We start from the raw sequence: 19,328 nt of genomic DNA on the forward strand, positions 1-19,328 counted from the left end.
GAGGGCAGATGGGGGCGACTACGAAGATCAGCGCGGCCGACCCAGCCCCGACGGTCGACTCTTCGATCAAGCCACAACCCGGGCCCCACACACAGATTCGCGCGCCACGGGCCTCTTGACAACAGAGAGGTGCCATTCTGTGCCGCATGGGGGGAGTCGGGCATCGCTCCGCTGCGGCCGTTGCGGCGGTTGTCCTGTCGAGCGGCTTGGTCGGTTGTACGACGAGCCAAGCGGCAGCGCCGCCAGCGCTGTACTCGCCCGTCTCCGGACATGTCGGCGAAGGCTTGGCTGGCTTTCACCCAGGTGACAAGCTCAGCGTTGGCGACATACCTGTCTGCCTCGACAGCCCGGGCTCCGTCACCATCACGAATGTCGAACCCGTGGGTGAGCAGAACGGGATGACAGTGGTTGCCTTCGCCGTCCGCACGATTCCTGCCGGAGTTAGCCCCAAGGGCGAAGCCCTCGGAGACTTGACGGCGATGGGGGTCACTGCCGCTGAGCAGCAGCAACGGGTCGTCTCCAATGTGTGCGGTGCGCAGTCTCGGTCCAACGTTGGCCTGACAGGCCCACCGCCCGCAGGCACAACCGAGCAGTGGGTCGAGGTGGACGTGACGGTAACAGCGCCCACCCTGCCCGCGAGCGCCCAGGCGTTCCGCATTCAGTACCGCGACGCCTTGGGCCACGAGCGTTCAACCGTCTCCAACGTTTCACTCGCCATGTGCGGAGGCAAGGTCGGCGACGCCTGCCAACCGCCGTAGACGCAACAGGAATGCCGATAGCGTGCCGCTCCGGGGCGCGCAGAACCGTTAGCGGGTGATAGGCGCGTTGGGATCCAGCCGCCAGTTGAGCGGTTCTCCAGCGGGTACCAGTGCCCAGGCAGTCCAACCCGAGTCGTTCAGCCGACGGCGCATGAACCGTCCCTCGCCGAGCGTGGCGAACCGCTCGTCCTGCAGCGGCGCAGTGGTCACTGCTCGACCCTGGTTCTGAATCTGCCTCTTGTGGAGGCCAGCATCGCGCAACGCACGGTTGGCCGTCGACGCGCTGTCGCCGAGGACGGCGATCTGCGAGGCCCAGCCGTCTGCGGCCCTGTCTTCGACCTCGAACACGTAGACGAGTAGCACGTCTCGATCCTGCACCGAGTCGCATGCGGCAGGCGAGTGAGATGAGCCGTTCGCGCTCGCGGTCACGATGTCTTGCAGGCATTGCTGTGGGGATCTCCGACCGTCAGGGTCGCGGTCGAGGAACGCGTCACGGTCGCGGCCGCCCCAGGCACCTGCGTTGCCACGACCATCGAGCCTGTGGGCGAGGCAGTGGTGGCATCCACGGACAAACCGTCGGCGGTGAGCATGGCGACGGCCGTGTTGATGTCCATCCCGGTGACCTGGGGAAGGACTGCCGTCGCAGGCGATGCCGGCCAAGGCGCGCCGGCATTGACGCTGACCATGTGATGGACCTGGATCGTGCTCCCCGCTGCGACGCCTTCGAGCGGACGGGGGAAGCCGAGGCGGCGGCATACCCGTTGACACGTCACAGGGTCAACGGTCATCGCGGCAGGATGCGAGAACCGAGTCGACGTGCCGCTCGAGCTCGCCTGCGCGGGCGACGGGTGAGGGACGCGCCTTCTCAGGAGGGGGCCGGCGGGCGCACCAGCGCCAGCACGTCCGCCCCGAGCCGCTCCTGCGGGGGGCGCTCGGCGTCGGACTCGAGCTCGGCCGCCGAGGGCAGCTCCACGAGCAGCACCGGCTCGCCGCCCTCGGGTCGCAGCACGCCCCGGGCGTAGCCGGGCAGGCTCTCCGGCACGCGCTCGTCCTCGAGCGGGAGCTCGTCGGCGGCCAGCACCGCGAGCACGCGGTCGACGACGACGCCGACGTGACGCCGGTACACCGGCAGCAGCACGTCCCCGACCTCGTCGGGGTCCTGGCGCAGGTCCACCACCGGCACCGACCTGCCGCGCGCGTCCACGAGCGCCACCCCGCGCCCGAGCGGGTGGCTCCGGTCGGCGAGCAGCTCGATCCGGGCCGCGCGCACCACCTCGTGCACCTCGCCCACGGCGGCGGCGAAGACAGTGGAGCCGACGGCGAAGAGCACGTAGCCCTGCGGGTCGGGTGCCGCGGCGCGCGGCGCGCGGCGCTCCGCCCCGGACGTCGTCGCGGCCGCGTCGGATGAGTCGGCAGCAGCCGTGCGGTCGCTCCACGGCCGGCCGGGGCGGCGTCGTTCCACGCCACCCGGCGCACCCGGGACCGGCGCCGCGGCCGGGTCGTTACTGCGTGGCGGAGCCGGGTCGCCACCGAGTGGCGGAGCTGGGGTCGCCTCGTCGGTGGCGGGCACGGGCGCGGCGGGCACGGGGGCGGGCGCGAACCGCGAGGCCGGCGCCGCCTCCGGGCTCATCCGCCCTCCTCGGCCGCGCGCCGGTCGCACTGGTCCGCCAGGCGGCGGCACAGCGCCACGAGCTGAGCCACGTCGCAGCCGTCGAGCAGGTCCACGAGGTCGGCCGGCGGAGTCTGCGGCAGGGTCGCGGCCGCCGAGCGGTACTCGCGGGCGGCGGCGGCGTGCTCGCCGCAGCGGGAGAGCGCCCCGGCCAGCTGGAACCGGGCGTGCCCGGCCTTGGGCGCGAGGTAGACGGCCTTGCGCAGCGCGACGAGCGCGCCCTCGTCGTCGCCCACGGTGGCCCGGGCCCGGCCCTCGACGACGTACGCCTCCACCTCGAACGGGCTGGCCATGGCGGCCGAGGCCGCCAGCCGCGCGGCCTCGGCGTAACGGGCCAGCGCGAGGGCGGCGCGCGCCTGCCCGAGCAGGTCGGTGGCGGTGTCCGGGTCCGGCACGGAGTCGGTCGGACGCACGACGGGCTGCGGCGCCTCGGGCCAGCTGCGCCGGTCGCGCCGCTCGGCCCGCACGACGGCGCGCCGGTGGGGCCGCGGTGCGGCGGGGGCCTCGCCCTCGGCGGGGGCGGCCGCCGGCACGGCGGGCGAGTCCTTGCGGTAGGCGAAGGCGTCCCCGAGGGTCACGAGCGTGAACGCGTCGGTCACCTGCCAGAGGGTCTCGGCGTGGCCCACCAGCAGGTATCCGCCCGCGCCGAGGACGGTGTGGAAGCGGCCCACCAGCTCGCGCATGGTGTCGCGGGAGAAGTAGATGGTGACGTTGCGGCACACCACCAGGTCGACCTCGCCGGGGCCGAACGGCGGCTCGTCCGCGACGAGGTTGTGCAGGCGCACGTCGACGAGGTCGCGCACCGCGGGCACCACGGAGCGGGTGCCGTCGGGCTCGGTGGTGAACCAGGCCGCGAGCCGCTCGTCGTCCACCAGGCTCAGCGAGCGCCCGGCGTAGCGCGCCCGCCGGGTGGCCTCGACGGCCTGGGTGGCGAGGTCCGTGGCCAGGATGCGCACCTGCGGCGCCTCGGGCAGCGACGCCGCGACCTCGGCGGCCAGGATCGCCAGCGAGTACGGCTCCTCGCCGCTCGAGCAGCCCGCGCTCCACACCGTGAGCGGGCGGCCGCGTGCCACCGCGCGGCGCATCAGCTCGGGCAGCAGGCGTCGGGCCAGCGCGGTCATCTGCGGCGGGTTGCGGAAGAAGTGCGTCTCCGGGACGGTCACCGCGTCCAGCAGCCGCTGGCGCTCCTCGGCGCCGGCCGGCGTGCTGATGCGGGCGAGGTAGGCGCCGAGCTCCGCTGCGCCGCTGGCCGCGAGCCGCTCGGCGATCACCGCCGAGAGCGTGGGACGCCGGCTCTGGTCGAACACCAGGCCCGCCTCGTGCGCGAGGTAGCCGGCCAGCGCGGCGAACTCCGCGTCGGTCAGCGCCTGCGGGCCCACCGCGACGCCGCTCACCTCACACCGCCTCGGGCACGCAGAGGCGCTCGACCGCGAGCAGGATGCGCTCGGAGATCTCCGGCAGCGGCAGCTCGACGTCGAGCCCGTCGAGGGCGGCCGCGGCGGCGGGCATGCCCCACACGGCGCTCGTGCGCTCGTCCTGGCCGATGGTGAACGCCCCCACGCGCCGCAGCGCGAGCATCCCGGCCGCGCCGTCGCGACCCATCCCGGTGAGCAGCACGCCCACCGCCCGCTCGCGGCACACCTCCGCCACCGAGCGCAGCGTGCGGTCGATCTCCGGGATGTGGAACTGCGCGGGGTGCGGCTCCTCGATGCGGATCCGCAGGCCGCCCTCCACCACGAGGTTGCCGTCGCTGGGTGCGAGCACCACGTGGCCCGGGCGCAGCCGGTCGCCGTTGAGCGCCACCGAGACCGGCATCGGGACGACGCCGTCGAGCCACTTGGCCAGCCCCTCCACGAAGCCGTCGGCCATGTGCTGCACGACGAGCACCGGGGCGGGCAGGTCGGCGGGCAGCGCGCCCAGCACGGCGGCCAGCGCGGGCGGGCCGCCCGTGGAGGCGCCGATGACGACGATCGGCGGCCGCCGGCGGCGCGCCCGGCGCGCCTCCTCGGCGTCGCCCGGTCCCGAAGGCTGCTCGGTCGCGACGACCCGCGGCGGGGCGGGCGCGGCGAGCACGGTGCCCAGGCCCCGCTCGCGCAGGCGCCCGCGAGGATGCGTGATGACGCGCACCCGGCTGGCCACCCGCAGGTGCCGCCCGAGGGCCCGGGCGTAGGGCGCGGCGCCGAGGCGCTCGGTGCCGGGGGCGACGACGTCGACGGCCCCGGCCGCGAGCGCCGCCGCGGCGTTGTCGGCGGCCGCACCCGTCAGCACGATCGGGGTGGCCCGTCGTCCCATCACCAGCTCGACGAGGTCGAGGCCGCCGGCGTCGAGGGCGAGGTCGAGCAGCACGGTGTCGGGACGTCGCTCGCTCACGAGCGTCACGGCGTCCTCGACCGAGCGGCTCGTGCCGACCACGGAGACGCCCACGGCCTCGAGCAGCTGGGCCAGCCTCGTGGCGCGCACGTGCGTGCCGGCCACGACCACCGTCGAGACGACGGTGAGCGGCTCGGGCGGGCTGCCGTCACGACGCGACGCCGTCACCTGCCACCTCCGCTCCCGAGCGGGGCGACGCGTCCGCGCGCCCCTCGTAGCCGATTCGTCACGATCGGGCTAGTACTTGAGGGGGATGCCCGCGTCGGAACGGCATCCTGGAGCGCCCGCTCGCCACCCCAGAGGCACTCGGACGAACGACGTTCGCCCCACGGCCGGACGACCGGACGGCCCTCCGCCGGCTCGACTCGAGCGCCCCGGGCCAGACAGGGATCTCCGCCTGGCGTGAGTTCCCGTAGGACACGTGTCAACCTTTCGCCCTGTCCCGCGTCTATGCCCCCGACATCACGCCGAGAAGGGGTCCGCCATGAGAGGCACGAGCGACGCGTGGGGGTCCGTCGACGCCCCCCCGTCGCGAGATGCGGCGGTCACCTCGTTGTTCCATGCGCACTACCGGCGCCTGCTCGGCCTGGCCGGTCTCCTGGTCGACGACCGGGGGACGGCCGAGGAGGTCGTGCAGGACGCTTTTGAAAGGCTGTACCGCGGATGGGGTTCGCTGCGGGACCCCGGCGCGGCAGTGGCCTACCTGGACAGGAGCGTCGTGAATGGGGCTCGCTCGCGGCTCCGTCGACGACTCACCGAACGCTCCCACCGTCCCCCGGAAGGGGATCCATGGCCGTCCGCCGAGGCAACGGCGGTCGACAGCCGGCAGCGCGACCATCTGGTGGCTGCAGTCCGGCAACTGCCGCAGCGACAGCGCGAAGTGATCGTGCTGCGCTACTACCTCGACCTCTCCGAGGACCAGATCGCGCACTGGCTGGGTGTCAGTCCCGGTTCGGTGAAGAAGCACGCCCACCGAGCCACGACCGCCCTGCAGAAGCGGATGGAGGCCTGGGCATGAACGATTTCGCCTCGGCGCTCTCCGCCGCGCTGCACGACGAAGCCAAGGAGATCGCCATGTCCGCCGACATGCTCGACGCTGAGCACCGGCTCCACGATTCGATGCGCAGCGCTAAGCGTCATCGTCGCATCTGGACGATCGCACTCGCGACCGCTGCTCTCCTCGTCGTGACAACGGGCGCACTGGTCGCCCTCAACCGACCAGGAAGCCGGCCGAGTCCGCCTGTCGTGTCGCCAAGTCCGACTGCATCCGCAGTCACCTTCCCGCTGGACGCCTGGCAGCTGACGCCGAGCCTGACCGCAGCGCTGCCCGGGTGGGCGGCGACTGCGCAGGCGGTCGCGGCGAGCCCGGACGGATACACCTATCAGCAGCAGCTCTGCGACGGCCCCTGTCCGAACGGTCAGGACCGAGGTGTCTGGATCTTCGACGTGCCGTACATGTATCCGTTGGGTGCCACGAGGATCACGACGCCGACGTACGCCCAGTACGTGACGGCGTGGGAACAGGTGCAGTCACGCGGCTACGGCACGGTCGACGCCGTCACCTCGACCTCGGTGGACGGCAAGCCGGCAACGACGATGATCGTTGAAGTGGCTCAGGACGCCCCCGGATTGGTCCGGTGCGGAGCAGCGACGGACCGCAAGCAGGAAGGCGGATGCTTCAACCTCAGCTCAGGGCAGACGCTCTACCTGGCCATCGTCGACCAGGGTGTCGGTCAGCCTCCTACCCTGCTGTACGAGAGCCGCAGCACCACCAACACGGGCGACGCTCCCGCTGTCGCCGAGGAGTTCGCCACCTGGCTCGCCACGGTGCGGTTCTCGTGACTCTCGAAGACTGGGCGCAGCCTCGCAGGCACACCGCGGGGCTGCGCCCCCCGTCAAGCTCCGTGAAGGAGCGGCGACGGCTCAGGTGAGCGAGAAGACCGCCGGGTCCGAGAGCACCTTGCCGTTGCGGCCGACGAGCTTGTAGTTGCCCGCCTTCGCGGCCGGCTCGTTGGCGGGGCAGCCCGGCTGCGACAGGCGCCCGAGCCAGGTGACCGACACCGAGAACGACTGCCCCGGCGCGATCGTCTCGACCTGCGGCGTGCCGCCGGGGTTGCAGTCGTCCGACGACCACACGTGGGCGGTGCCGGAGGTGATGATGAGCTCGTTCTGCGCCGCGCCGATGTCGCGCTTGCAGGCGGTGCTCGAGGTGTTCTCGATCTTCATCCGCAGCCGGGGCGTGGAGCCCACCGGGTAGGACGCGGCGTCGGTCGAGGCCGTCACGGTGATCTGCGAGTCGGTGCAGGCGGGCGTGCCGGTGGGCGTGGCTGACGGGCTCGACGTCGCGGAGCGGGTCGCGCTGGGCGACTTCGACGGCTTCTTCGTCGTCGACGCCGTGGGGCTCGGCGTCCGGGTGGGGGACGTCGTCGGCGAGGCGCTCGGGGAGTCGGTCGGGGCGGACACCGGCGTCCCGTCGGCGCTGCGGCCGGTGAGCAGCCAGCGGACGCCGAGGGCGAGGGCGAGCACGACGAGCAGCACGAGCAGCCGGCGCCACCAGTAGACGCCCGCGGGGCGGGGTCCCGTGGGGCGCAGCAGCGTGCTCACCCCCGCACGGTACCCGGGCCGGGCGCCCGCGTGGCGGCGGTGCGAGGATGCCGCGCGAGATGCCCACCTCGTCCCTGCACGATCCGCTCCTCGCCTGGTACGCCGGGCACGCCCGCGACCTGCCGTGGCGACGGCCCGCCCGTGACGCCTGGGGCGTGCTGGTCAGCGAGGTGATGCTCCAGCAGACCCCCGTCGAGCGCGTGGTGCCGGCCTGGGAGGCCTGGCTCGCGCGCTGGCCTCAGCCGGCCGACCTCGCGGCCGACTCCCCGGGCGAGGCCGTGCGCATGTGGGGTCGGCTGGGCTACCCCCGCCGCGCCCTGCGCCTGCACGCCGCGGCCGTCGCCTGCGTCGAGCGGTTCGACGGCCGGGTGCCCGCGACCTACGACGACCTGCGCTCGCTGCCCGGGGTGGGCGACTACACGGCCGCCGCCGTGCTCGCCTTCGCCCACGGCCGGCGCGCGGTGGTGCTCGACACCAACGTGCGCCGCGTGCTGGCGCGGCTGCTGGGCGGCAGCGAGCACCCCAGCCCGTCGGTGACCGCCGCCGAGCGCGCGCGGGCCGAGGCCGTGCTGCCCGACGACGACGCCACGGCCGCGACCTGGTCGGTCGCGACGATGGAGCTCGGCGCGCTGGTGTGCACGGCCACGGCACCGGGCTGCGGGGGCTGCCCGGTGCGCGGGTGGTGCGCCTGGCTCGCGGCCGGGCGGCCCGCCTACGACGGACCGGCCCGTCCGGTGCAGCGCTTCGCCGGGACCGACCGCCAGGTGCGCGGGCTGCTGATGGCCGTGCTGCGCGAGGCCGACGGCCCGGTCGCGGCGCCGGCCCTGGACGCCGTCTGGGACGACGCGGTGCAGCGGGCCCGCGCGCTGGACAGCCTGGTGGCCGACGGCCTGGTGGACCCGCGGCCGGACGGCACGTTCTCGCTGCCCGGCTCCGGTGCCGACCGCACCCCGCCGGCCCCGGACGCGCCGAGGGCGGCGCACCGCTCGGGTGCGCCGCCCTCGGGCGTGCGGTAGGTCAGGCGGAGGCGCCGTCGCCCTCGCCCTGGCCCTCGTCGGCGCCGCCGGCGCCCACGATCTCGACGATCTCCTCGATCGCGGGGACCGGGGACTTGGACTCGCCGCGGAACACGAAGCTCCGGGCCGCGCCCTCGCCCTCGACGTCGACCACCACGATCGAGCCGGGCCGCAGCTCGCCGAAGAGGATCTTCTCCGAGAGCACGTCCTCGATCTCGCGCTGGATGGTGCGGCGCAGCGGACGGGCGCCGAGGACGGGGTCGTAGCCGCGCTCGGCGAGCAGGTCCTTGGCCGCCCGCGTGAGCTCGATGCCCATGTCCTTGTCCTTGAGGCGCTGGTCGAGCTTGGCCGTCATCAGGTCGACGATGGTGACGATCTCCTCCTGCGTGAGCTGGTGGAAGACCACGATGTCGTCGACACGGTTGAGGAACTCGGGCCGGAAGTGCTGCTTGAGCTCGTCGTTGACCTTGTTCTTCATCCGCTCGTAGGACGATTTGGTGTCCTCGGCGTTGGAGAAGCCGAGGTTCTGGCCCTTGGCGATGTCCCGCGTGCCGAGGTTGGTCGTCATGATGATGACGGTGTTCTTGAAGTCGACGACGCGGCCCTGGGAGTCGGTCAGCCGGCCGTCCTCGAGGATCTGCAGCAGCGAGTTGAAGATGTCCGGGTGTGCCTTCTCCACCTCGTCGAAGAGCACGACGGAGAACGGCTTGCGGCGCACCTTCTCGGTGAGCTGGCCGCCCTCCTCGTACCCGACGTAGCCGGGGGGCGAGCCGAACAGCCGCGACACGGTGTGCTTCTCGGAGAACTCGCTCATGTCCAGGGAGATGAGCGCGTCCTCGTCGCCGAAGAGGAACTCCGCGAGCGTCTTGCTCAGCTCGGTCTTCCCGACGCCGGACGGGCCGGCGAAGATGAACGAGCCGCCCGGGCGCTTCGGGTCCTTGAGCCCGGCACGGGTGCGCCGGATCGCCTGCGACAGGGACTTGATCGCCTGCTGCTGGCCGATGACGCGCTTGTGCAGCTCGTCCTCCATGCGCAGCAGCCGGGCGCTCTCCTCCTCGGTGAGCTTGAACACCGGGATGCCGGTGGCCGTGGCGAGGACCTCGGCGACGAGCTCCTCGTCGACCTCGGCGACGACGTCCATGTCGCCGGCCTTCCACTCCCGCTCGCGCGACGCCTTCTCGCCGAGCAGCTGCTTCTCCTTGTCGCGCAGCGAGGCCGCCTTCTCGAAGTCCTGCGCGTCGATCGCGCTCTCCTTCTCGCGGCGGACGTCGGCGATGCGCTCGTCGAACTCGCGCAGGTCCGGCGGCGCGGTCATCCGGCGGATGCGCAGCCGGGCGCCGGCCTCGTCGATGAGGTCGATCGCCTTGTCCGGCAGGAACCGGTCGGAGACGTAGCGGTCGGCGAGGGTGGCGGCCGCCACGAGCGCGGCGTCGGTGATCGACACGCGGTGGTGCGACTCGTAGCGGTCGCGCAGGCCCTTGAGGATCTCGATCGTGTGGGCCAGCGTCGGCTCGGCCACCTGGATCGGCTGGAACCGGCGCTCGAGGGCGGCGTCCTTCTCGACGTACTTGCGGTACTCGTCGAGCGTGGTGGCGCCGATCGTCTGGAGCTCGCCGCGGGCGAGCATCGGCTTGAGGATCGAGGCGGCGTCGATCGCGCCCTCGGCGGCGCCCGCACCGACGAGGGTGTGCATCTCGTCGATGAACAGGATGATGTCGCCGCGGGTGCGGATCTCCTTGAGGACCTTCTTCAGCCGCTCCTCGAAGTCGCCGCGGTAGCGGCTGCCGGCCACGAGCGCGCCGAGGTCGAGGGAGTAGATCTGCTTGTCCTTGAGGGTCTCGGGCACCTCGCCCTTGACGATCATCTGGGACAGGCCCTCGACGACGGCGGTCTTGCCGACGCCGGGCTCCCCGATGAGCACCGGGTTGTTCTTGGTGCGGCGCGAGAGCACCTGCATGATGCGCTCGATCTCGGTCTCCCGGCCGATGACCGGGTCGAGCTTGCCGTCGCGGGCCGCCTGGGTGAAGTTGCGGCCGAACTGGTCGAGCACGAGCGAGGTGGACGGCGTGCCCTCGGCGGGGCCGCCCGCAGCCGCCGGCTCCTTGCCCTGGTAGCCCGACAGCAGCTGGATGACCTGCTGGCGCACCCGGTTGAGGTCGGCGCCGAGCTTGACCAGCACCTGGGCGGCGACGCCCTCGCCCTCGCGGATGAGGCCGAGCAGGATGTGCTCGGTGCCGATGTAGTTGTGGCCGAGCTGGAGCGCCTCGCGCAGCGAGAGCTCGAGCACCTTCTTGGCCCGCGGCGTGAACGGGATGTGCCCCGACGGCGCCTGCTGGCCCTGGCCGATGATCTCCTCGACCTGCTGGCGCACGGCCTCGAGCGAGATCCCCAGCGACTCGAGCGCCTTGGCGGCCACGCCCTCGCCCTCGTGGATGAGGCCCAGGAGGATGTGCTCGGTGCCGATGTAGTTGTGGTTGAGCATCCGGGCCTCTTCCTGCGCCAGGACGACAACCCGGCGGGCCCGGTCGGTGAACCTCTCGAACATCTGCACTCTCCCTCACCAGCGAGCGGCCGCTGCGCAGCCGGTCACGCAAGACTAGCCCGGCACCTGTCGGGCCTCATGTCGCAGAACCCCCGGTTCGCTGCGGGCGTTCCGCCTCGTGTTACGCCGTGGGTGAACCGGTCCGGAGCCCCCTGCGGTCATCGGCGCGATCGGGCCGGTGATCAAGGCCTGACCTGCGACGTCCTCCCGACGGCGGACCCCACGCGCGGTGGCCCCCGGCCGGGCGTCGCCCGGCCGCTACCGGGCGGGCGCGGGGCCGGGACGGTCCGGTGGGCGGACGGTAGCGTCGGGGCGTGATCACCGTGATCGTCGGCACCGGCCCCGGCATGGGGATGGCGCTGGCCCGCCGCTTCGGCCGCGAGGGGCACGAGCTCGCCCTCCTGGTGCGCGACCCGGCCGCGGGAGCGGCCTTCGTCGAGGAGCTCGCCGGCCTCGGCGTGCGCGCCCTCGCCCACGTGGCCGACGCCGGCGACGAGGACTCCCTGCGCGCCGCGTTCGCGGCCGTCCGCGCGCGCCAGGGCGAGCCCGACGTCGTCATCGTCAACACCCCCGTGGGCGGCCCGGGCACGCCCTCCGACGTCGCCGCGGCCGACCTCGAGGCCGGCTTCCGGGTCGGCGTCCTGGGGGCGGTCTGGTCGCTGCAGGAGGTGCTGCCCGCGATGCGCGAGCGCGACCAGGGCGTGGTGCTGGCCACCGGGTCCGGCGTGGCCCTGCACCCGTGGCCGGGCGGCACCGTCGTCACGGTGGTGAAGTCCGCCCTGCGCGCCTACGTGCTCGCCGCGGCGCGAGAGCTCGAGGGCACCGGCGTCCACGTGGCCACGGTGACGGTCGACGGCGTCCTCGGCGGTCCCGGGTTCGAGCCGGACACGGTGGCGGAGCGGTTTTGGCAGCTCGCCGTCCAGCCCCGCGGGTCCTTCGACGCCGAGGTGGTCCACCGCGGCTGACCCGCGCCGGCACGGGTGAGCGAGACGACCCCGCGCCTCAGCCGGCCGGACGCGGCGGCACGTCTGGGCGCAGGTCGCGCTCCATCCAGCGCTCGGGGTAGGCGAGCTCGGAGTACCCCACCCCGCGGTAGACCTCGTGCGCGTCGAGCGTGGCCAGGATCTGGCGCGGCACACCGGCGTCGTCGAGGGAGCCGGTGATCACGCGCATGAGCCAGGTGCCCACGCCCTGCCCGCGCCGGCCCTCGTCCACGATGACGTCGCAGATCCACGCGAAGGTGGCTCGGTCGGTCACCGCGCGGGCGAAGCCGATCTGGCGGTCGCCGTCGTAGACGCCGAACACCCACGAGGAGCGGATCGAGGCCGCGACGGCGTCGCGGGTGCGCGCGTTCGCCCAGTAGCCCTGGCGCACCACGAGGTCCACGGTGGTGTCGAGGTCGACCCGGTCCGGGTCGTCGTCGATCTCGAGCCCGTCCTCGCGCCGGGCGAGGACGGTCATCGGGCGCTCACGCGTGCGCGGCCTGGAACTTGGCCTGCAGGTCCGCGCTGATGCGGCCGCGCTCGTTCACGGCGATCCCCTGCGACTTCGCCCACTCGCGGATCTCCGCGGGGCTGGTGCCCGATCCCCCGCGCGCGGACCGGGTCCGGGGCGAGCGCCGGGGCGCGCCCACACGGCGGCCGTGCCCGACGTAGGGCGCGAGCAGGTCGCGCAGCGCGGCGGCGTTGTCGTGGCTGAGGTCGATCTCGTAGGAGACGCCGTCGAGCGAGAACGGCACCGTCTCGTCCGCCGTGCCGCCGTCGAGGTCGTCGACGAGGACGACCTGCACCTTCTGGGCCATGCCGGGTGCCACCTTCCGCTGGGGCGGGACGCGACCCGCCCGGTCCGGCGCCGGGTGCGGCGCCACCGGAGATTAGCGCGCAATTCCCACGGAAGCGAAATTCATCGGGCAATTCCGGGTGGAATTCCGGACGAAAGGAGAGGGCTCGCGGAACGGTTTCCCACCGGAATTGCTCGCCTTTCCCCGTCGGAATTGCGCCGCGCCCCGGCGCCGCACCTGCGGCGGCCGCTAGGCTGGCCGAGGTGCGTCAGCGACGCCGCGCCGTCCCGCAGCCCACCGGACGGACGCCCGTGACCAGCCACACCTCCTCCCCCGCCACCCGGCCCGTGACGTCGGACGCCGCCCCGCGGCCCGACCGTCCCACAGTCGGCAACGGCGACCCCGTGCCCGAGGACATCAGCGCCCTGCGGGCCGACATCCGCGCGCTCGGCGAGCTGCTCGGGGCCACGCTCGTGCGCCAGGACTCCGCCGAGCTGCTCGCGCTCGTCGAGCAGGTGCGGGCCACGGCGCGCACCGACCTCGCCGCCACGAGCGACCTGCTGCACGGGGTGGACCTGCCCACGGCCATCCGGCTCGCCCGGGCGTTCTCGACGTACTTCCACCTCGCGAACGTGACCGAGCAGGTGCACCGCTCGCGGGTGCTGCGCGGCGCCCGGCGCACCGACGGCGACCCGCTCTCGGCTGCCGCGCGCCGGATCGAGGCGGCGATCGCCGCGGGCGAGGTCACGCCGGAGGCGGTCTCGGCCGGTGTCTCGCGGCTCTCGGCGCGCCCGGTGTTCACCGCGCACCCCACGGAGGCGGCCCGGCGGTCGGTGCTGCTCAAGCTGCGCGCCATCGCCGACCTGCTCGACGCCGCGGAGCGCGACGGCATGACCCTCGAGCACCCCCGCGTGGCGCGCCGGGCCGCCGAGCTGGTCGACCTGCTGTGGCAGACCGACGAGCTGCGCCTGGAGCGCCCCGAGGTGCTCGACGAGGCGCGCAACGCGCTCTACTACCTCGACGACCTCGCCCGCGGCCCGGTCGCGGAGGTGCTCGACGACCTCGCCCTCGCGCTGGCCTCGGTCGGCGTCGAGCTGCCGTCCGACGCCCGCCCGCTCTCCTTCGGGTCGTGGATCGGCGGCGACCGCGACGGCAACCCGTTCGTGACGCCGGACGTCACGCGACGCGTGGTGGACCTGGTGCGCGACCACGCCGTGCGCGACCTGCTGCCCGTGATCGACCGCCTCCTCGACGACCTGTCGGTCTCGGAGCGGCTCAACGACGTCAGCCCGCAGCTGCGCGCCTCGCTCGAGGCGGACCTCGCGGCCATCACCGAGCTCGACCCGCGCTACCGCAGGCTCAACGCCGAGGAGCCCTACCGCCTCAAGCTCACCTGCGTGCGGGCGAAGCTGGTGGCGACCCGCGCGCGGATCGCGAGCGCGACGCCGCACCGCCCGGGCCGCGACTACGCCGCCACCCGCGAGCTGCTCGACGACCTCGTGCTGGTGCGCGAGTCGCTGGCGACCCACCGGGGCGAGCTCGAGGCGACCGGCGTGGTGGATCGCGCGATCCGCACCGTGGCGGCGTTCGGGCTCTCGCTCGTGACCCTCGACGTCCGCGAGCACGCCGCGATGCACCACAGCGCCGTGGGCGCGCTGGTCGACCGGCTCGGCGAGCAGGGCTGGCGCTACGAGGACCTGCCGCGCGAGCACCGCACCCGCCTGCTGTCGGCCGAGCTCGCCTCGCGCCGCCCGCTCGCCCCCACCCCGCCCCCGCTGGAGGGCGACGACCTGCGCACCTACGGCGCCTTCGTCGCCATCCGCGAGGCGCTCGACCAGCACGGGCCGGAGGTCTGCGAGACCTACATCGTGTCGATGACCAAGGGCGTCGACGACGTCCTGGCCGCGGTGGTGCTCGCCCGCGAGGCGGGACTGGTCGACCTCGCGGCCGACGTCGCGCGGATCGGGTTCGTGCCACTGCTGGAGACGGTGGACGAGCTGCGCCGGGCCGGCGACCTGCTCGACGGCCTGCTCTCGGACCCCTCCTACCGGCGCATCGTGGCGCTGCGCGGCGACGTGCAGGAGGTGATGCTCGGCTACAGCGACTCCAACAAGGACGCCGGGATCACGACGTCGCAGTGGGAGATCCACCTCGCGCAGCGGCGCCTGCGCGACGTCGCCCGGGCCCACGACGTCCGGCTGCGGCTCTTCCACGGGCGCGGCGGCACCGTCGGCCGCGGCGGCGGGCCGACGTACGACGCCGTGCTCTCGCAGCCGTGGGGCGTGCTCGACGGCGAGATCAAGCTCACCGAGCAGGGCGAGGTGATCAGCGACAAGTACCTGCTCCCCACGCTGGCCCGGGAGAACCTCGAGCTGCTGCTCGCCGCGGTTGTCGAGTCGACCGTGCTGCACCAGGTGCCGCGCGCCGGCGCGGACCGGCTCGCCCGCTGGGACCCGGTGATGGACCTGGTGTCGGCCGAGGCCCAGCGCGCCTACCGCGGCCTCGTCGACGACCCCGACCTGCCGCGCTACTTCGCGACGTCGACCCCGGTGGAGGAGCTGGGCGACCTGCACCTCGGGTCGCGCCCGTCGCGGCGCGCCACCGCCGAGGGCAGCATCGGGTCGCTGCGGGCCATCCCGTGGGTGTTCGGCTGGACGCAGTCGCGCCAGATCGTGCCCGGGTGGTTCGGCGTCGGCAGCGGGCTGCGGGCCGCCCGGGAGGCCGGCCACGGCGAGGAGCTCGCGCACATGCACGAGCAGTGGCACTTCTTCCGCAACTTCGTGTCCAACGTCGAGATGACGCTGGCCAAGACCGACCTCACGGTGGCGCGCGAGTACGTCGACCAGCTGGTGCCGCCCGAGCTGCACCACGTGTTCGACGCCGTCGTCGCCGAGCACGAGGTCACCCAGGCCGAGGTGCTCGCGCTGACCGGCGGCGGCAGCGTGCTCGGGTCCCAGCCGACGCTCGCCTCCACCCTGGCCACGCGCGACCGCTACCTGCTCCCCCTCCAGCTGCTCCAGGTGCAGCTGCTGCGCCGGGTGCGCGAGGCGCGCGCGGGCGACGGCGCCGACGTCGACCCCACGCTGCGCCGCGCGCTGCTGCTCACGGTCAACGGCATCGCGACGGGCCTGCGCAACACCGGCTGAGACCGACGTCACTGGTGAAACGGTCGTCTCCCGGCCCGGGAAGCGACCGTTTCACCAGTGACATCGCGGGTCAGCGGCGGCGGCGGCGCGCGGGCGGGGGCGGGGGCTTCGTGGGCGCGGGCGGGTCGCGGAAGGCCATCACGAGCGCGACGAGGCCGGCGAGCGGCACGACGCAGAACGCGGTGTACGCCGGTTGCCCGGTGCTCGCGGCCGCGCCGAGGTTGCCCACGAGCGCGATCACCTGGAAGAGCGCGGCCCACTTCCACATGTCGGTGTCGGCGTAGAACGCGAGCCCGGCGCCCACGACGACGACGAGCGCCACGACGAGGCCGAACACGCCGCCGCCGATCACCGCGGCCGGCGTGCCGGTCAGCCCGGACAGCAGGGGCGAGAGCAGGGACGCGACCCCGGTGAACCCGCCGAGGAGCAGCGCGGCCCACACCAGGACGCCGGACAGCCGCCACCACCGCGGCACCGCGACGTCCGACGGCCGGATCCGGTGCCGCAGGAACCAGGTGGCCACGAGCAGCACGACCGCCGCCGACGCGGCGTAGAGCCACGTCATCGGTCCCCTCCGCGGCAGCCCGCGCGCTGCGTCATCACAGCACCAGCAGCATCCGGTGGTTGCCCAGCGTGTTGGGCTTCACCCGCTCGAGGTCGAGGAACTCCGCGACGCCCTCGTCGTAGGACTGGAGCAGCTGCTCGAACACGGCGTGCTCCACCGGGGCCCCCTCGATCTCGACGAAGCCGTGACGGCCGAAGAACCCGGTCTCGAAGGTGAGGCAGAAGACGCGCTTGACGCCGAGGTCGCGGGCGCGCTGCACCAGGTGCTCGAGCAGGACGCCGCCCACCCCCTGGCCGCGCAGCGACGGCTCGACCGCCACGGTGCGCACCTCGGCGAGGTCCTCCCACATCACGTGCACGGCACCGCAGGCGACCACGGCGCCGTCGAGCTCGCCGACGACGAACTCCGGCACCGACTCGTAGAGCGTCACCGTGGCCTTGGACAGCAGCCGGCGGTCCGGGGCGTAGGTGTCGACGAGGCGGCGGATGGACGCGACGTCGGACGTGCGCGCCGGGCGGATCCGGAGCCTGCTGGCCGGGCTCATTCCGGCTTCACGAGGGGGAAGAGGATGGTCTCGCGGATGTTGAGGCCGGTGAGGTTCATGAGCAGGCGGTCGATGCCCATGCCCACCCCGCCGGACGGCGGCATGCCGTACTCCAGCGCCCGCAGGAAGTCCTCGTCGACCTGCATCGCCTCGACGTCGCCGCCCGCCTTGAGCAGCGACTGCGCGACGAGCCGCTCGCGCTGCACCACGGGGTCGACGAGCTCGGAGTACCCCGTGCCCTGCTCGGTGCCGTCGATGTAGAGGTCCCACTTCTCCACGACGCCGGGGATCTCGCGGTGCGCCCGCACCAGGGGCGAGGTGTCCTCGGGGTAGTCCATGACGAAGGTGGGGCGCGTGAAGGTGGGCACGACGTGGTGCTCGAGCAGCTCCTCGACGTACTTGCCGGGCACCCACGTGTGCTCGGGCTTGATGCCGACCGCCTCGCACAGCTCGGCGAGCACGTCGACCGGCGTCTGCGGCGTGATCTCCCGGCCCACCGCGGCCGACACCGACGGGTAGACCGAGAGCTGGTCCCACTCGCCGGAGAAGTCGCGCGCCTGGCCGTCGAACCGGGTGAACTCCAGCGACCCGTGCGCAGCGATCGTCGCCTCCTGGATCACCTCGCGCAGCGTGCGCGCCATGTCGTGGTAGTCGCTGTAGGCGGCGTAGAACTCGAGCATCGCGAACTCCGGCGAGTGCGTGGAGTCGGCGCCCTCGTTGCGGAAGTTCCGGTTGATCTCGAAGACCCGCTCGAGGCCCCCGACGACGCAGCGCTTGAGGAACAGCTCCGGCGCGATGCGCAGGTAGAGGTCCATGTCGAGCGCGTTGGAGTGCGTGACGAAGGGCCGCGCGGTGGCGCCGCCGTGGAGGGTCTGCAGCATCGGGGTCTCGACCTCGAGGTAGCCGCGGTCGGCGAAGCTGCGCCGCAGCGCCCCCACGGTGCGCACCCGCAGCTGGGCGACCTCGCGCGCCTGCGGGCGGACGACGAGGTCCACGTAGCGCTGGCGCACCCTCGTCTCCTCGGCGAGGGGCTTGTGCTCCACCGGCAGGGGCCGCAGCGTCTTGGCCGCGAGCTGCCAGGAGTCGGCGAGCACGCTCAGCTCGCCGCGGCGCGAGGTGATGACCTCGCCCTGCACCGCCACGTGGTCGCCGAGGTCGACGTCGGCCTTCCAGTCGGCGAGGCGCTGCTCGCCGACGCGGTCGAGGCTGAGCATCGCCTGGAGCTCGGTGCCGTCGCCCGCGCGCAAGGTGGCGAAGCACAGCTTGCCGGTGTTGCGGACGAAGATCACGCGGCCCGCGACCGCGACCTGCTCGCCGGTGGCGGTGTCCGGCGCGAGGTCCGGGTGCGCCGCGCGCACCTGGGCGATGGTGTGGGTGACCGGGACCCGGACCGGATACGGCTGCTGGCCGGAGTCGAGCAGGCGCTGGCGCTTCTCGCGACGCACCCGCATCTGCTCGGGGACGTCGTCCTCGGCATCGGCGGGCGGCGCGGCGTCGGTCATGCGCGCAAGGTTAACGGGGCCCGTCCCGTCCGACGTCGGGGATAGCGTCGGGGCCATGCCGACCCCCTCCTTCGACGACCGCAAGCTCTCCTTCGGTGCCGCGGCCGCGACCTACGCGCGCTTCCGCCCCGGCTACCCGGCCGAGGCGGTGCGGTGGATCCTCGAGGCCGCCCGCACCGACGTGCGCACGGTCGCCGACGTCGGAGCCGGCACCGGCGCGCTCACCCGGCTGCTGGCGGGGCTCGGGCTCGACGTCACGGCCTACGAGCCGGACCCGGGGATGCTCGAGGCGCTCGGCGCGTCGCTGCCCGAGGTAGCGCGGCAGGTCGCCCACGCCGAGCAGCTGCCGCTGGCCGACTCCGCGGTCGACGCCGTCCTCGTCGGCCAGGCCTGGCACTGGTTCGACAAGCCGGCCGCCGCCGCCGAGTTCGTCCGGGTGGTGCGGCCCGGCGGCGTGATCGGGATGGTGTGGAACGTGCGCGACGACCGCGTGCCGTGGATGGGCGAGCTGTCGGACCTCATCGACGGCGAGGACAGCATGCGCAGCAGCCGGGCCGACGCGCTCGCGCAGATCGCGGAGGTGCACCCCACGGTCGAGCGCCGCGACTTCCCGCACGAGGTGCCGATGACGCCCGACGAGGTCGTCGGGCTGGTCTCCACGTTCTCCTACGTCCGCCTGCGGGAGGACTCCGACGACGTCTACGCCGCGGTCCGCGCGCTGCTGGCCACCCACCCCTCCACCGCGGGCCGCGACGTGGTCGCCGTGCCCTACGTGACCGCCGCCTACCGCGTCCCGGTCGACTGATCCGAGGGCCGGCCGAGGCAGCCCGCG

The 19,328-nt window shown here is 73.6% G+C and carries 19 protein-coding genes; 7 read left to right on the forward strand and 12 right to left on the reverse strand.

Annotated elements, in window-relative coordinates; all coding sequences use genetic code 11:
* Window positions 1-146: 146 nt before the first annotated feature.
* The gene (locus GC157_11580; GenBank protein ID MBI1378105.1) at window positions 147-758 is read left to right on the forward strand and encodes a hypothetical protein; all 612 of its coding nucleotides are present in this window, start codon (window positions 147-149) and stop codon (window positions 756-758) included.
* A gap of 48 nt (window positions 759-806) precedes the next feature.
* On the opposite strand, the gene GC157_11585 is transcribed toward GC157_11580, so the two are convergent.
* The 5 genes from GC157_11585 to GC157_11605 all read right to left on the reverse strand — a co-directional run bounded on the left by GC157_11585 (window position 807) and on the right by GC157_11605 (window position 4,965).
* Entirely contained in the window at window positions 807-1,121 is a 315-nt protein-coding gene (locus tag GC157_11585) for a hypothetical protein (protein MBI1378106.1), read from the reverse strand.
* 62 nt (window positions 1,122-1,183) lie between these two features.
* Window positions 1,184-1,546 (reverse strand): PASTA domain-containing protein, encoded by a 363-nt coding sequence (locus tag GC157_11590; GenBank protein ID MBI1378107.1) that lies wholly within the window; start codon window positions 1,544-1,546, stop codon window positions 1,184-1,186.
* 77 nt (window positions 1,547-1,623) lie between these two features.
* The gene (locus tag GC157_11595; protein ID MBI1378108.1) at window positions 1,624-2,388 is read right to left on the reverse strand and encodes a hypothetical protein; all 765 of its coding nucleotides are present in this window, start codon (window positions 2,386-2,388) and stop codon (window positions 1,624-1,626) included.
* Window positions 2,385-3,821 (reverse strand): hypothetical protein, encoded by a 1,437-nt coding sequence (locus GC157_11600; protein MBI1378109.1) that lies wholly within the window; start codon window positions 3,819-3,821, stop codon window positions 2,385-2,387. Before GC157_11600 ends, GC157_11595 begins: the two co-directional genes overlap by 4 nt.
* A gap of 1 nt (window position 3,822) precedes the next feature.
* The gene (locus GC157_11605) at window positions 3,823-4,965 is read right to left on the reverse strand and encodes a response regulator (GenBank protein MBI1378110.1); all 1,143 of its coding nucleotides are present in this window, start codon (window positions 4,963-4,965) and stop codon (window positions 3,823-3,825) included.
* Window positions 4,966-5,281: 316 nt separating this feature from the next.
* On the opposite strand from GC157_11605, the gene GC157_11610 reads away from it, so the two are divergent.
* Both GC157_11610 and GC157_11615 read left to right on the forward strand, forming a co-directional pair.
* Window positions 5,282-5,815, forward strand: a complete 534-nt coding sequence (locus GC157_11610; GenBank protein ID MBI1378111.1) for a SigE family RNA polymerase sigma factor — start codon at window positions 5,282-5,284, stop codon at window positions 5,813-5,815.
* On the forward strand, window positions 5,812-6,639 hold the full coding sequence (locus GC157_11615) for a hypothetical protein (GenBank protein MBI1378112.1): 828 nt from the start codon (window positions 5,812-5,814) through the stop codon (window positions 6,637-6,639). The genes GC157_11610 and GC157_11615 overlap by 4 nt, the downstream gene beginning before the upstream one ends.
* Window positions 6,640-6,720: 81 nt before the next feature.
* On the opposite strand, the gene GC157_11620 is transcribed toward GC157_11615, so the two are convergent.
* Window positions 6,721-7,401, reverse strand: a complete 681-nt coding sequence (locus GC157_11620; protein MBI1378113.1) for a hypothetical protein — start codon at window positions 7,399-7,401, stop codon at window positions 6,721-6,723.
* Window positions 7,402-7,448: 47 nt separating this feature from the next.
* Here GC157_11620 and GC157_11625 point away from each other — a divergent pair, with 47 nt between their 5' ends.
* Window positions 7,449-8,417 (forward strand): A/G-specific adenine glycosylase, encoded by a 969-nt coding sequence (locus tag GC157_11625; GenBank protein ID MBI1378114.1) that lies wholly within the window; start codon window positions 7,449-7,451, stop codon window positions 8,415-8,417.
* A gap of 1 nt (window position 8,418) precedes the next feature.
* On the opposite strand, the gene GC157_11630 is transcribed toward GC157_11625, so the two are convergent.
* A complete protein-coding gene (locus tag GC157_11630) occupies window positions 8,419-10,962 on the reverse strand; it encodes an AAA domain-containing protein (GenBank protein MBI1378115.1) in 2,544 nt (847 codons plus the stop codon).
* A gap of 311 nt (window positions 10,963-11,273) precedes the next feature.
* Between GC157_11630 and GC157_11635 the strand changes: the two genes are divergently transcribed.
* The gene (locus tag GC157_11635; protein ID MBI1378116.1) at window positions 11,274-11,924 is read left to right on the forward strand and encodes an SDR family NAD(P)-dependent oxidoreductase; all 651 of its coding nucleotides are present in this window, start codon (window positions 11,274-11,276) and stop codon (window positions 11,922-11,924) included.
* A 37-nt stretch (window positions 11,925-11,961) separates the two neighbouring features.
* Here the strand turns inward: GC157_11635 and GC157_11640 are convergent, their stop codons facing one another.
* The gene (locus tag GC157_11640; protein MBI1378117.1) at window positions 11,962-12,420 is read right to left on the reverse strand and encodes a GNAT family N-acetyltransferase; all 459 of its coding nucleotides are present in this window, start codon (window positions 12,418-12,420) and stop codon (window positions 11,962-11,964) included.
* Between the two features lie 7 nt (window positions 12,421-12,427).
* Complete coding sequence (locus tag GC157_11645; protein ID MBI1378118.1) at window positions 12,428-12,760, reverse strand: Lsr2 family protein; 333 nt, start codon at window positions 12,758-12,760, stop codon at window positions 12,428-12,430.
* Between the two features lie 290 nt (window positions 12,761-13,050).
* Between GC157_11645 and GC157_11650 the strand changes: the two genes are divergently transcribed.
* Window positions 13,051-15,885, forward strand: a complete 2,835-nt coding sequence (locus GC157_11650; protein ID MBI1378119.1) for a phosphoenolpyruvate carboxylase — start codon at window positions 13,051-13,053, stop codon at window positions 15,883-15,885.
* Window positions 15,886-15,955: 70 nt separating this feature from the next.
* On the opposite strand, the gene GC157_11655 is transcribed toward GC157_11650, so the two are convergent.
* The 3 genes from GC157_11655 to lysS are packed head-to-tail and all read right to left on the reverse strand — an operon-like array spanning window position 15,956 to window position 18,496.
* Window positions 15,956-16,450, reverse strand: a complete 495-nt coding sequence (locus GC157_11655; GenBank protein ID MBI1378120.1) for a hypothetical protein — start codon at window positions 16,448-16,450, stop codon at window positions 15,956-15,958.
* A gap of 34 nt (window positions 16,451-16,484) precedes the next feature.
* Window positions 16,485-16,994, reverse strand: coding sequence for an amino-acid N-acetyltransferase (locus tag GC157_11660; protein ID MBI1378121.1), 510 nt, complete (start codon window positions 16,992-16,994; stop codon window positions 16,485-16,487).
* Window positions 16,991-18,496 (reverse strand): lysine--tRNA ligase, encoded by a 1,506-nt coding sequence (lysS, locus tag GC157_11665; protein MBI1378122.1) that lies wholly within the window; start codon window positions 18,494-18,496, stop codon window positions 16,991-16,993. Before lysS ends, GC157_11660 begins: the two co-directional genes overlap by 4 nt.
* Between lysS and GC157_11670 the strand changes: the two genes are divergently transcribed.
* The gene (locus tag GC157_11670; GenBank protein ID MBI1378123.1) at window positions 18,495-19,301 is read left to right on the forward strand and encodes a methyltransferase domain-containing protein; all 807 of its coding nucleotides are present in this window, start codon (window positions 18,495-18,497) and stop codon (window positions 19,299-19,301) included. The genes lysS and GC157_11670 overlap by 2 nt on opposite strands.
* Window positions 19,302-19,328: the final 27 nt, after the last annotated feature.

It is taken from the genome of Frankiales bacterium (assembly GCA_016125335.1).
Classification (GTDB): Bacteria; Actinomycetota; Actinomycetes; order S36-B12; family CAIYMF01; genus Longivirga.

Excerpts from the sequence above, each read along its gene's own strand:
- GC157_11580 (MBI1378105.1), top strand. The coding sequence starts at position 147 with ATGGGGGGAGTCGGGCATCGCTCCGCTGCGGCCGTTGCGGCGGTTGTC.
- GC157_11590 (MBI1378107.1), bottom strand. The coding sequence starts at position 1,546 with ATGACCGTTGACCCTGTGACGTGTCAACGGGTATGCCGCCGCCTCGGC.
- GC157_11595 (MBI1378108.1), bottom strand. The coding sequence starts at position 2,388 with ATGAGCCCGGAGGCGGCGCCGGCCTCGCGGTTCGCGCCCGCCCCCGTG.
- GC157_11610 (MBI1378111.1), top strand. The coding sequence starts at position 5,282 with ATGAGAGGCACGAGCGACGCGTGGGGGTCCGTCGACGCCCCCCCGTCG.
- GC157_11615 (MBI1378112.1), top strand. The coding sequence starts at position 5,812 with ATGAACGATTTCGCCTCGGCGCTCTCCGCCGCGCTGCACGACGAAGCC.
- GC157_11625 (MBI1378114.1), top strand. The coding sequence starts at position 7,449 with ATGCCGCGCGAGATGCCCACCTCGTCCCTGCACGATCCGCTCCTCGCC.
- GC157_11630 (MBI1378115.1), bottom strand. The coding sequence starts at position 10,962 with ATGTTCGAGAGGTTCACCGACCGGGCCCGCCGGGTTGTCGTCCTGGCG.
- GC157_11640 (MBI1378117.1), bottom strand. The coding sequence starts at position 12,420 with ATGACCGTCCTCGCCCGGCGCGAGGACGGGCTCGAGATCGACGACGAC.
- GC157_11645 (MBI1378118.1), bottom strand. The coding sequence starts at position 12,760 with ATGGCCCAGAAGGTGCAGGTCGTCCTCGTCGACGACCTCGACGGCGGC.
- GC157_11655 (MBI1378120.1), bottom strand. The coding sequence starts at position 16,450 with ATGACGTGGCTCTACGCCGCGTCGGCGGCGGTCGTGCTGCTCGTGGCC.
- GC157_11660 (MBI1378121.1), bottom strand. The coding sequence starts at position 16,994 with ATGAGCCCGGCCAGCAGGCTCCGGATCCGCCCGGCGCGCACGTCCGAC.
- GC157_11670 (MBI1378123.1), top strand. The coding sequence starts at position 18,495 with ATGCGCGCAAGGTTAACGGGGCCCGTCCCGTCCGACGTCGGGGATAGC.
- lysS (MBI1378122.1), bottom strand. The coding sequence starts at position 18,496 with ATGACCGACGCCGCGCCGCCCGCCGATGCCGAGGACGACGTCCCCGAG.